This is a genomic window from Acinetobacter bouvetii (genome assembly GCF_902753875.1).
Taxonomy (GTDB): Bacteria; Pseudomonadota; Gammaproteobacteria; order Pseudomonadales; family Moraxellaceae; genus Acinetobacter; species Acinetobacter bouvetii_A.
The window spans coordinates 1-12,641 of the sequence record NZ_CADDTS010000019.1 but is presented as its reverse complement, the minus strand read 5'-3'; the positions used below and the strand labels follow the sequence as shown (position 1 = coordinate 12,641).

Annotated in this window: 7 protein-coding genes and 1 pseudogene; 7 read left to right on the top strand and 1 reads right to left on the bottom strand. The window is 40.5% G+C overall.

The annotated features are described in order from the left end of the window. The first annotated feature begins 121 nt into the window (after positions 1–121). The 6 genes from FB6_RS04805 (at position 122) to FB6_RS04780 (ending at position 10,640) form a co-directional block, all read left to right on the top strand. Positions 122–1,825 carry a M61 family metallopeptidase gene (locus FB6_RS04805; protein WP_174558910.1) on the top strand — a complete coding sequence of 568 codons (1,704 nt, stop codon included), beginning with the start codon at positions 122–124 and terminating at the stop codon, positions 1,823–1,825. Positions 1,826–2,630: 805 nt separating this feature from the next. Next, on the top strand, positions 2,631–4,865 hold the full coding sequence (locus tag FB6_RS04800; protein ID WP_174558909.1) for an NADP-dependent isocitrate dehydrogenase: 2,235 nt from the start codon (positions 2,631–2,633) through the stop codon (positions 4,863–4,865). Positions 4,866–5,212: 347 nt separating this feature from the next. Beyond that, the gene (codB, locus tag FB6_RS04795; RefSeq protein ID WP_174558908.1) at positions 5,213–6,475 is read left to right on the top strand and encodes a cytosine permease; all 1,263 of its coding nucleotides are present in this window, start codon (positions 5,213–5,215) and stop codon (positions 6,473–6,475) included. A 4-nt stretch (positions 6,476–6,479) separates the two neighbouring features. Further along, positions 6,480–7,697 (top strand): PucR family transcriptional regulator, encoded by a 1,218-nt coding sequence (locus FB6_RS04790; protein WP_174558907.1) that lies wholly within the window; start codon positions 6,480–6,482, stop codon positions 7,695–7,697. Positions 7,698–7,708: 11 nt separating this feature from the next. Beyond that, positions 7,709–8,953 carry a cytosine deaminase gene (codA, locus tag FB6_RS04785; protein WP_174558906.1) on the top strand — a complete coding sequence of 415 codons (1,245 nt, stop codon included), beginning with the start codon at positions 7,709–7,711 and terminating at the stop codon, positions 8,951–8,953. 64 nt (positions 8,954–9,017) lie between these two features. Continuing rightward, positions 9,018–10,640, top strand: coding sequence for an LA2681 family HEPN domain-containing protein (locus FB6_RS04780; RefSeq protein ID WP_174558905.1), 1,623 nt, complete (start codon positions 9,018–9,020; stop codon positions 10,638–10,640). Positions 10,641–10,677: 37 nt separating this feature from the next. Here FB6_RS04780 and FB6_RS04775 read toward each other — a convergent pair whose 3' ends face one another. Continuing rightward, a complete protein-coding gene (locus tag FB6_RS04775; protein ID WP_174558904.1) occupies positions 10,678–11,466 on the bottom strand; it encodes an rRNA large subunit pseudouridine synthase E in 789 nt (262 codons plus the stop codon). 1,076 nt (positions 11,467–12,542) lie between these two features. Between FB6_RS04775 and FB6_RS04770 the strand changes: the two are divergent. After that, positions 12,543–12,641 (top strand): annotated as a pseudogene (locus FB6_RS04770) (IS982 family transposase); the annotation flags it as partial.

Here is a 12,641-nt window from a genome sequence, read left to right as displayed (position 1 = left end):
TGCCTTTTTTTGCAGAATGGCTAGTCGGAATTGTAGACAATTGCGACAGTTCAGCATTGCTTGATAAAAAAATGCTAAGCTAATTGTTAAGTTCACTTTTTTAAATTTTATATTGCCCATTATGTTGCATTATCAAATCGAATTTGACGACTATCGTCAGCATCTTATTCACGTGACTCTTCGTTTTTTAGCAGATCCTACCCAAGTTCTATCTTTACCGACCTGGATTCCGGGAAGCTATTTGATTCGTGAATTTTCAAAACATCTTGAGTCAGTCAAGGCCTCTGATGAAGCGGGGCGCACTTTAAAAATTCAAAAATTTGAAAAAAATAAATGGCGTTTGTTCAATACTGATCACGAGCTGATTACGGTGGAATATGATGTATATGCCTATGACCTGTCAGTGCGTGGAGCCTATGTCGATCAAACCCGTTTGTATGTCAATCCGGCCTGTGTCTGTCTTGGTCTGGAAGGGCATGAACAGAAAGCGGTTGAAGTCGAAGTCTTTCTGCCGGATGAGTTAAAGCATTTTCAGCTGGCGACCGGACTGGCTGCAAAAAGTCTGGTTAAAGGCCGTTTTACCTTAAAAGCTGAAAATTATGCAGAACTGATTGATGCACCCTTTGAACTGGCCGATCAGACCCGTTTTAGTTTTGAGGCCAATGGCATTCCGCACGAGTTTGTGGTTTCAGGCAAACATGCCATGAATGCACAGCGTATGCAGCAGGATATTGAAAAAATCTGTAGTACAGAAATTTCCATGTTTGGTTCAGCGCCATTTTCCAACTATACCTTTATGACCATGGCAACGGGCAATAGTTATGGTGGTCTGGAACATCCCAACAGCACCAGTCTGATTACACCGCGTGAAGACTTGCCGAAAGCAGATGAACCGGCTGAACCGTCTGCAGATTATCAGCGTTTCTTGGGACTGTGTAGCCACGAATATTTTCACTCATGGCTGGTGAAATTTATTCGTCCTGAAAACTTTGTCAATTACGACCTGAACAGGGAAGGCTATACTTCGCTGCTTTGGATTTTTGAAGGTTTTACTTCGTACTACGATGACCTGATCTTGCTACGCAGCGGCGTTATTTCTCAGGAATCTTATCTGAAACTGTTAAAAGCACAGATTGACCGCTATTTACAAAACCCCGGTCATGCCATTCAAACCGTGGCTGAATCCAGTTTTGATGCCTGGGTCAAGTTCTACCGTCAGGATGAAAACTCGAATAACGCGGGTACCAGCTATTACAACAAAGGCTGTTTGGTGGCCCTGTGTCTGGATCTAGGGTTACGTTTACGTGGTTCAAGTCTGGATGCTTTGATGCGTAAGTTGTATGAAAATGCGCAAAATGGCATTCAGGTGAATGAGCGCACCATCTTCGAGTTATGTAAAGCCCTGACTGGCGATGATTGGTTAGAACAAATTAATCACCTGATTAACACCACAGATGAGTTGCCGCTGGATCAGTTGTTCCCTGAGTTTGGTTTAAGTTACAACCTTAAAAATGACAAGTCTTTGCCGTTTGGACTCAAAGTTGCTGATAAAGCTGAAGGTGTGATGATTCAACAAGTGCGCCGTGACAGTGCAGCCGCACAAGCAGGTCTGTCTGCCAATGACGTGATTATTGCCATAGACGGTCTTAAGGCCTCTGAAAAGCTGCTGGCCAAATATGTAAAACACGCCGGTGATTACACGGTATATGCATTCCGCCGTGATGAATTGATGCAGTTTGAACTGAGCGGACTAGCCAATGAATTGACTGAAGTTGAACTGAAAGTTGAAGATCAAGTCAAAGCTGAAAAATGGTTAAGTGCTTAAGATTTCAAAAAAGTTTGTTTAAAGAAAAACCGGTGCTTAGGCATCGGTTTTTTATTGTATACAATAGCTATTGATCTATATGGATGGATTGGATACAGATGGTATTATTTAGTGAATTCTTTAGCGTTCAAAATATGCAAATAGATTTTGACCTAAAGTTATTTCATCATGCCTTAAAATAGTGATGTGGTTTTTAGATCATTTATCAGCCAGTTAAAACAGCAGACACAAAATAGTTTTAAGATAAAAATATATTGCAGGAAATTGCTGTCTAAAGTTATTTAGATTTCATATCTATAATAATGAGAGTTAAGAACGATCAATCGCAGTATTTTTCATTCGCCTAAAAGTAGAAATTTGCATTGTATTGCGTCAGTAATAATTTATTTCCATGATACCCAACATGTTGCAAGTAATTAGTTTGTAAATGGTTAAAACAAATAGCCTATTTTTTGATCAGTAAAAGCACGTGTAATCATATATAACAATTTGATAAATATAGTTAATATTTGTTTTTTAAGCTAAAACATCGTTGATACAATAAACACAGCATTTAGGTGCCAAAATAGAGCCTTAACCAGTCCTGTATTCGAAATGAGAGGAAATTTCAAGTAGAATATGCGCATTGGTGAACCACACTGATGTATTCGAATTTTCAGCCACACAGCAATATGCAAAGATATTGCTGTGTGGCTGAGGTGCAAAGGCACCGATACTTTCAATGTATTATTTAAGCAAACCGGTTCGAAGGACTGAGCCAAAAGTTCAGTTCTAAAAAACTCAATCCAACGCAAAGGGGCTATATATGGCTGGTGGAAAGTCAACAATCATTTACACTTTGACCGATGAGGCGCCACTGTTAGCGACCTACTCACTACTGCCGATTATTGAGACCTTTACTAAGCCGGCTGGCATCGAGATTGTTAAAACTGACATCTCTGTAGCTGCACGCGTGCTCGCAGAATTCGCAGACTACCTAAGCGACGAGCAAAAGGTACCAAACAACCTAGCTGAGCTAGGCCGTCTGACTCAAAATCCAGACACTAACATCATCAAACTTCCAAATATCAGTGCTTCTGTTGGTCAGTTGACAGCATGTATCAAGGAACTTCAGTCTAAAGGCTATGCATTGCCGGACTATCCTGAAAACCCGACTACAGAAGACGAAAAAGCAATTAAAGCACGTTACAGCAAATGTTTAGGTTCTGCTGTTAACCCAGTACTACGTGAAGGTAACTCTGACCGTCGTGCACCTACTGCTGTTAAAAACTATGCGAAAAAACACCCGCACTCTATGAGCGAGTGGAAGCAATGGTCACAAACTCACGTGTCTCACATGGATGAAGGCGACTTCTACCACGGTGAAAAATCTATGACACTTGATCGTGCACGCAATGTAAAAATGGAACTTATCACCAAGTCTGGTGAAACCATTGTGCTTAAGCCAAAAGTTACGCTTCTTGATGGCGAAATCATTGACTCAATGTTTATGAGCAAAAAAGCACTTTGCGATTTCTATGAAAAAGAACTCGAAGATTGTCGCGAAGCTGGCATCTTGTTCTCATTGCACGTGAAAGCGACAATGATGAAAGTGTCACACCCAATCGTATTTGGTCACTGTGTTAAGATTTACTACAAAGAAGCTTTTGAAAAGCACGGCAAACTGTTTGATGAGTTAGGTATTAACATCAACAATGGTATGGCTGGTCTTTACGAAAAAATCGAGACTCTTCCAACTTCTTTACGTGAAGAAATCATCGAAGACTTACATGCTTGTCAAGAACACCGTCCTGCACTTGCAATGGTTGATTCTGCTAAAGGCATCACAAACTTCCATTCACCTAACGACGTAATTGTAGATGCTTCTATGCCTGCAATGATCCGTGGTGGCGGTAAAATGTGGGGCGCTGACGGCAAACCTTATGACTGTAAAGCTGTAATGCCTGAATCTACATTCGCACGTATTTACCAAGAAATGATCAATTTCTGTAAATGGAATGGTAACTTCGATCCACGTACTATGGGTACTGTACCTAACGTTGGTTTGATGGCGCAAAAAGCTGAAGAATACGGTTCACACGATAAAACATTTGAAATCGCTCAAGCTGGCGTTGCAAACATCGTTGATATCGAAACTGGCGAAGTATTGATGTCTCAAAACGTTGAAGAAGGCGATATCTGGCGTATGTGTCAGGTGAAAGACGCTCCGATTCAAGATTGGGTTAAACTTGCTGTAACACGTGCTCGTAACTCTGGTATGCCAGCGATCTTCTGGTTAGATCCGTACCGTCCACACGAAAACGAAGTGATCAAAAAAGTTGAAAAATACTTGAAAGATCATGACACAGACGGTCTAGACATCCAAATCATGTCTCAAGTACGTGCTATGCGTTACACACTTGAACGTGTTGCTCGCGGTCTGGATACTATTTCAGTAACTGGTAACATCTTACGTGATTACCTAACAGACTTGTTCCCAATCATGGAATTGGGTACTTCAGCGAAAATGTTGTCTATCGTTCCGTTAATGGCGGGCGGCGGCATGTACGAAACAGGTGCAGGCGGTTCGGCTCCTAAACACGTACAACAGTTGGTTGAAGAAAACCACTTGCGTTGGGATTCACTTGGTGAGTTCTTGGCTCTAGCAGTTTCTCTAGAAGAGCTTGGCTTGAAAGAAGACAATGCACGTGCGAAATTGCTTGCTAAGTCACTTGACCAAGCAACGGGTAAACTTCTAGACAACGACAAGTCACCATCACGTCGTACTGGCGAGCTTGATAACCGTGGCAGCCACTTCTATCTTGCTAAATTCTGGGCTGAAGCACTTGCTGCTCAAGACGAAGATGCTGAGTTGAAAGCGAAATTCGCTCCACTTGCAAAAGCGTTGGCTGAAAACGAAGACAAAATCGTTGCTGAACTTGCACAAGTTCAAGGTCAAGCTGCAGATATCGGTGGTTACTATGCTGTAGATACAGCGAAAGTAAATGCTGTAATGCGTCCAAGTGCAACTTTAAATGCAGCACTTGAATCTGCTCAATAAGTTGATCCTTCACTCAGGAAACTGAGAGAAATATAAAAAACCGGTGCTTAGGCGCCGGTTTTTTATTGTCTGTCATTTTGAGTTGATTGAGGTTGATTGAGAGGGGAACCATCAAAAAAAAAACAAGAATGGGCTGCTTCAAACCTGTTTTTTTATGCACAGGATTAGGGTGCGTAGTTTGTGTGAGTGCACATATTTATGGCGCATATTTGGCTGGAATAATTAAAAAACTGTGCAAAATGCATATAAAAATAGAAAAAACAGACTAAAAAAACAGCTTTTAAAAGTCGGCACGCCTCTTGCAATTCACGTGTATTCCTTAATGACTGTGACACCGAGGTGTGATGATGAATGCACACGATGAAAGCCCGCTGACCGAAACTCCCGAAAGTCAGCGCAAAGGTTTTGTTCCTATTGCATTGGTACTGTTCAGTTTCACTTTTTTTACCGGCACCATGTTTGCCGGCGGAAAAATTGGTGTGGCTTTTAACTTTATCGATATTCTGTGGATTACCGCGATTGGTAATTTTCTCTTGGCTTTATATGCGGCTTCACTGGGTCTAATTTCTGCCCGTAGCGGTTTAAATACCGTACTGATGGGCCGTTTTTGCTTCGGCAATCTTGGTAGCAAACTTTCCGACTTCCTCTTGGGCTTTGCTGAACTGGGCTGGTTTGCATGGGGGACCGCAACCCTGGCGATTTCTTTGGCCAAGATTATTCATTTGCCTGAAGCGTGGAATATGCCCTTGATGGTGTTGTTCGGCCTGGGCTTTTCCGTTACCGCTTTAATTGGTTTTAAAGGTTTGGAATATCTGTCCCGGGTGTCTATTCCAATGATGTTTTTGCTGTTGCTCGGTTCGATTTATCTAGCCACCAAAGAAGTTGGCGGATGGGTTGGGCTGAATAGCGTCAAGCCGACGGAAAGTCTGACTTTCGCCACAGCGATTACCATGGTTTTCGGAACTTTTGCCAGTGGTGCAACCCAAATCACCAACTGGACCCGTATGGCAAAAAGCAGCCGTATAGCCGTTTGGGCGTGTTTGGTGAGTTTTGTGATCGGTAACGGTCTGATGGTATTGGCAGGCGCATGGATGGCAATTGTCTATCAACAACCGGATATCGTCGAAGTACTGATTTTACAAGGCTTGTCTGTTGCAGCCATCATTATGCTGTGCCTGAACCTCTGGACCATTCAAGGCCCGACCATTTACAACGTCTCAGCAGCCGCTTGCCACTTGGTTCGCAGCGAACGCCGTAAAACCATGGTGCTGATTTCTGCGGTGCTGGGCATTATTTTGGCCGTGCTGGGCATGTATGAATTTCTGATTCCCTTCCTGTTGCTGCTGGGTGCGATTATTCCACCTCTAGGCGGTGTGATTATAGCGGATTACTGGGTGCGCTATAAGGGCAAGTATCCACGTTTAAATGATGCAGTATTGCCAAACTTTAATTGGATCGGTCTGGCTGCTTACACAGTAGGAGCAGTCTGTGCCTACACTTCACCTTGGATTGCACCGATCGTTGGTATTGCTGTGGCATTCACGGTCTATGCTGTATTGAATAGCCTTTTCCCGCTCAAGCAGTTGGCCATGAAAGAGGCAGTGGAGTAAGCGAATGAGCATGACGGTTCAGGATGTGCTGGATTTGCCGCCACTGTATGAAATGACGCTGCGTGCAGGAAGCCAAAATCTTCAGAATAATGTGCGCTGGTTTTATGTGGCGGAAAATGAAGGCATTGCAGAATGGATTGAAGGCGGTGAGCTGGTTTTTGTCACCGGCATCAATTATGTCCGTGATGAAAATAACCTGCTCACGCTACTGGAACAGGCGCATCAGCGTAAAGTTGCGGGTCTGGTGGTGATGACAGGAGAGGAGTTTATTCATGACATTCCTGCAAGCGTCATTCAGCGTGCAGAAGCATTGGGATTACCTTTAATTGAACAGCCTTACAGTCTGAAAATGATTGAGGTGACACATATTATTGGCACGCGCCTGGTGCAGCTGTCACAAGTGAAAAAATCAGCAGAAGATGTGGTGACACAACTGCTGATGGGCGATTATCCCTCTCTTGAAACCATTCAGCTGCGGGCAAAGCATCTGGAACTTCAAGTCTTGGGTAGACATGTCATTGCTGTCCTGAAGCTCAGCAATATCCACGCGCTGTTTCATGCTGCCGCAAATGCAGCCAATGAAAGCCATTTCTTTAAAATGAAACAGCAATGTTATGAATTGCTTGAACAATGGCGCAAGCAGCATGCGCAAAGCTTTCCGATTATCCGCCAAGGCGATCAGTTCAACATGGTGCTGTCTTTGGAACAGCTGAATGTCGATGACTGGATGAAGTCTTTATCTGCACTCATCCAGCACATGAACAGTCTGGATTCAGAACTGAACGTCTTTGCAGGTCTATCCAATGAAGTCAATTCCGCTGTGGCTTTTCAGCGCGGATTTTGGGAAGCCTCACAAGCGCAGGAAATTGCTGCCGATGTACAGGTCGATGCAGGTGTCTGCCTGTATAAAGATTTAGGCATTTTAAAGCTGCTCAAAGCGATTCCGAATAAATCGGTCATGCAGCAGTTTATGCAGGAAACTTTGGGCATGTTAATGCTGAACGATAAAAAGCATCCCTATGTGCTGCTGGAAACCTTAGATGCCTTGTTGAAAGAAAACAGCAATCTGGCTGCAGCTGCGCAGCGTCTGAGCATACACCGCAATACCCTGAATCAACGCATTCAAAAAATAGAGACCTTAACCGGTCAATCCATAAATTCTGCCAATTTCCGTTTAAATGCATCGGTTGCATTGCTGATTTGGCAAATCAGTCATAGATAAAAGAGAAGATGATGAAAGTTATTAACGCAAAATTACGCCATAAAGACGGTCTTTACACTGTAAGTTATCAGCAAGGTACTTTTGACAGTATTGAGCTGCAAACTGGCTTGTTAAATGAGGCAGTATCTGCCGATGTGATCGATGCCAAACAGCAATTATTAATGGCACCGCTGATTGATCCGCATATTCACCTAGATGCTGTGCTGACTGCAGGTGAACCGGAGTGGAATATGTCCGGTACGCTATTTGAAGGAATTGAGCGTTGGGGACAACGTAAAGAAACCATCACCTTTGAAGATACCAAGCAGCGCGCTAAAAAAACTGTGGATATGCTGACAGCACACGGCATACAGCATGTACGGACGCATGTGGATGTGACGGATCCTGCATTAACCGCTTTGCACGCCATGCTGGAAGTGAAAGAAGAAATTAAAGACAAGGTCAATCTACAGATTGTAGCCTTTCCGCAAGAAGGTATTGAGTCCTATAAAAACGGTCATGGCTTGATGGAAGAAGCGGTGAAGCTCGGTGCGGATGTGGTCGGCGGGATTCCACATTTTGAATACACACGTGAAAAGGGTGTCAGTTCGGTACATTTTCTGATGGATTTAGCCGAGAAATACGACCGCTTAGTCGATGTGCACTGTGATGAAATTGATGATCCTGCCTCACGTTTTCTGGAAGTACTTGCAGATGAAGCTCGTGTGCGTGGCATGGGTGAGCGTGTCACGGCTAGTCATACCACAGCCATGGGTTCGTATGACAATGCCTACTGCTACAAGTTATTTCGCCTTTTAAAACGTTCGAAAATTAATTTTATTTCCTGCCCGACTGAAAGTATTCATTTGCAAGGCCGTTTTGATACTTATCCGAAGCGCCGTGGTTTAACACGCGTTGCGGAAATTGACCGTGCTGGCATGAATATCAGTTTTGCACAGGATTCAATTCGTGACCCTTGGTATCCGGTAGGGAATGGCAATATTATTCGCATATTGGATGCCGGGCTGCATATTTGCCACATGTTGGGTTATGAAGATTTACAGCGTTGCTTAGATTTCGTATCTGATAATTCTGCCAAAACATTATGCTTGGGCGATCAATACGGGATTGAAGTAGGCCGTCCAGCCAGCTTTATTATTATGAATGCGCAAAATGATTATGATGTAGTCGCGAATCAAGCCAAAGCGGTGTTAAGTGTGCGCAATGGTGCAGTGATTATGCGCCGTCAGGAAGAGCAGGTGGAAATCTTTGCTTAATTTGCATAGTATATAAAAACCATGTAAAACCCATACTTAGGTATGGGTTTTTTAGTATAAAAATATGATAGAACTGGATGTACATGAACTCAATGTATTGGCCAATCTAGCCGACGAATTAATATTGGATAAAAATAGGAAAGATGAATTAATTCAATTATTCAAAGAATATACAGAAAAATCTTTCAACTTTGAAAATGCTACTTGTGAAGGCTATTTTTATTATATTTTAGGGAATTGTAGTTCTGAAATATATCAATATCATGGTGAAGATTGGTATTCTCGATATCTGATTAATACGGTTAATCTTTATCAAAATGCGGTTTATTGTTTGAAAAAAGAAAAAAGAGCCGTGAGCTTACTTTCATGTACTTTAACAAATTTAGGTAACTTTTTGTCGTCACAAGGACGCTGTTTTTGTGCCCAATATTATTGGGATCAAGCAATTGAGATTGATAGAAATACTGTTGCTATAGTTGCTAAAGCAAGAGATATTTTGTTTAGAGCTGAGCAATTATATGATGATTCTCATACATTTATCCATTACTTCTTTGCTAATAAGCTGATAACAGAAGGCTATGAAAATATAGATTTATTGGATGTGGAGCAAAAAATACCACTTCAAAAAGATGGTAGATTACATACTTTCCAGCAATGGTATCAGAAGAACTTTAAGAATGATGATTTTAATTATTTAAGGAACTATAAACAGAAGACTAAAACCAAACAGGAATCTCTGTATTTGCATTGGGTTGCCCAGAATAAACTATTTATTAACGATTTGAATGATCTTTTGAGTGAAGAAATAGTTTTTCAAGATATATTAGGGCTTCCATCTATGACTAGAAAAATTAATAGCGCATTAAGTTTAAAAGAGGATTTAGTATTTCATTCAAATTTTGATGAATTACGTAATGAGTTCACGTATGCACGATTTTTGGTTTTTCAAGTTTCAAAAATAAAGGAAGAATCTAAACATTTTTATAATAAAACATACCAGCATGTTTACGATAAATTACATGCTATAGATAATTTAAAGACTTCACATATGAAATCCGCATTCCGTATTCTTTACTCTATATTTGATAAAATATCGTATTTCATTGCTAAATATTTTAATTTAGAAATTGATGATCGGAAGGTGAGTTTTCAAAAAATATTTGGAGAGTATAAATATGGAGAGTTCAAACCAAATAAGATTTTTCAAAATTCGAAGAATTATTTCATTCATGCATTATTTTATATTCTTAAAGAGATAGAGGGAAATTCCCCTAGCCTTGACCTTTATTCAAACCCAAAAACATATAAATTAGCAAAAATAAGAAATCATCTTGAGCATAGATCATTTAGGATTATTGATGACTTTGGGTATGAGTTAAATACGAAATATAATTCTTGTGAAGTATTGAGGCATCAAGCGTTATTAAGGAAACAAGATGAATTAGAAGAGAATAACCTTCAAAGTTCTGCTGAATACATGGAGGTTATTGAGAAAATCAAAGAAAAAAAGATAAAATCTAAATATATTTTAGAAATGCCAATTTCAGAATTTGAGCAGTCTTTAATGGATTTACTACGCATTGTTAGGAATTCGTTAATGTATTTATCTTTAGCGGTACATTATGAAGAGAAAGAGAAGCCAATTGACGGTGAGTTGATTATAACGAAAGCAGTACCAATAAAATAAAAGCCCACTTACGTGAGCTTTAATTTAAAACAAAACCTTAACGACCATTGCGCCCACGACCACGCGGTGCTTTAGTATTTGGACGTGTTGTACCATTGGTCTTACGACGTGGTTTTTCACTCTCATCCATTTGCCAGATACGTTTAGTCCCAGATTTTTTCACTGAACCATCTTTGTTCTTGCGAACCATCGGTTTACCGCCAGTACCACCCGGTTTTTTCACATAAGAACGTGAACGGTATGGCTCTTCGGCAGGGACATCTTTAAAGTCTGGGTATAACAGCGGTTCAATTTCTTTGGTTTCACCCGGTTGTAAAGCCAATTGAACAAGATCAATAGCACCAATTTTAGTACGAATTAAACGTAAAGTTGGAAAGCCCACAGCAGCAGTCATACGACGAACCTGACGGTTACGACCCTCACATATTGAAATTTCAACCCAAGAGGTTGGAACTGAGGCACGGAAACGGACAGGAGGATCACGATCCCATAACCATTCAGGTTGCTGCACTTTAATGGCTTTGCCAGGCAGGGTCATGCCGTCTTTAAGTTCAACACCTTGACGTAACTGTTCAAGTGCTTCTTCAGTCACATCACCTTCAACCTGAACCAGATAAGTCTTGAACTTCTTGTTAGCAGGATTGGTAATGTATTGGTTTAAGCCACCATGATCGGTTAAAAAAACTAAACCTTCAGAGTCCATATCCAGACGGCCAGCCAAACGTAAGCTTGGGTCGTCCACGAAGTCAGACACGGTCATGTGGGCTTCGTCTTTACGGAATTGGGAGAGGACGTCATAAGGTTTATTAAGAATGACAATTTTCATTATAACCAACTGAAAAATAAAAAAATTAATTTTAGGTGTATGCGGGGTTACCCGTTTTGTTACCCGTTTTTGAAAAGGTGGGTGGGGTATAGAGTAAAAAGCCCACTGGAATGTGGGCAATTATAGCAGATTTAAATTTTATGCTCTTCAACTTTATTTTTTACATAAGATGAATATCAAAATACATTTTTGTCGAAAAGCCAAACAGGTTGAGCAATATCATCTTTGCATCAATATTCGACTCATCATTTCAAGAAATGCAGTTATTAACAATGAGATAAAATTGCTCGGTTTCTTTATGACTGAATTGAAAGTGATTTTCGCAGATTAACTGAATAGATAACACTCTCGAATGTCTTTATATCAATTCAATATCTATCATGCGCGCTCCATTTGGCTTCTTTAAACTTCGCATCAGTGACCAACTCTTCAATTTCACCGAACTGTACATGACAACATTCAAGTTTTTGAACTGCGGCCAGTGCAGCAAAAGCTGTAGCTCAAGTTTTGATTGAGTGAGAAAAGGGTATTTAATTTATTGCTGTGCAGCCTGTGAACTAGCTATATAGTACATTCAATTTCAATAAAGGTGCATGTCCACTGTCTGTGTGCATTGTGGATTGAAAAGCTCTAAAAAATAAAATGAGGACTAGATTAGGTCACTGGTTTAGTTTGAAAAATACTCAAAAATACTTTATAAGTGGTTTTTACAATAAATAAAAATAAACATACTGATTTGTATGTGTTTTTAGGGGGAGTCGAATTTTTTTGCTGAGTAAAATAGTTTGCTCAATTGTATTTGGCAGCAAAGAAATGAGATTGCAGGATTATTATTATCCTTATTAACCAAATGTATCTATAGCCATTACCTTAAACCACAATTATCCAATTGATATGATTGGTAAAAATACAATGAGGCATCCATAATGGATGACACTTACATATTAGATAATTGTCAAATATATAATGATTTTTTTACTATTGAACCCGAATCGCGGATAAGAAAATGACTTGAAAAATAAGAGGACTAGAGCCATCAGTTGAGTTACCACACAAAACCTAAAGCCCTAGTCCTGATGTTCAATAGTACCGAATTATTCTGCGTAATTGATGATTTCTTTCTGAAATTTGAAGCAACTTATTGGAAATTTCTCAAACAAAGCCGTCATTCGTTA

Excerpts from the sequence above, each read along its gene's own strand:
- FB6_RS04805 (WP_174558910.1), top strand. The coding sequence starts at position 122 with ATGTTGCATTATCAAATCGAATTTGACGACTATCGTCAGCATCTTATT.
- FB6_RS04800 (WP_174558909.1), top strand. The coding sequence starts at position 2,631 with ATGGCTGGTGGAAAGTCAACAATCATTTACACTTTGACCGATGAGGCG.
- codB (WP_174558908.1), top strand. The coding sequence starts at position 5,213 with ATGAATGCACACGATGAAAGCCCGCTGACCGAAACTCCCGAAAGTCAG.
- FB6_RS04790 (WP_174558907.1), top strand. The coding sequence starts at position 6,480 with ATGAGCATGACGGTTCAGGATGTGCTGGATTTGCCGCCACTGTATGAA.
- codA (WP_174558906.1), top strand. The coding sequence starts at position 7,709 with ATGAAAGTTATTAACGCAAAATTACGCCATAAAGACGGTCTTTACACT.
- FB6_RS04780 (WP_174558905.1), top strand. The coding sequence starts at position 9,018 with ATGATAGAACTGGATGTACATGAACTCAATGTATTGGCCAATCTAGCC.
- FB6_RS04775 (WP_174558904.1), bottom strand. The coding sequence starts at position 11,466 with ATGAAAATTGTCATTCTTAATAAACCTTATGACGTCCTCTCCCAATTC.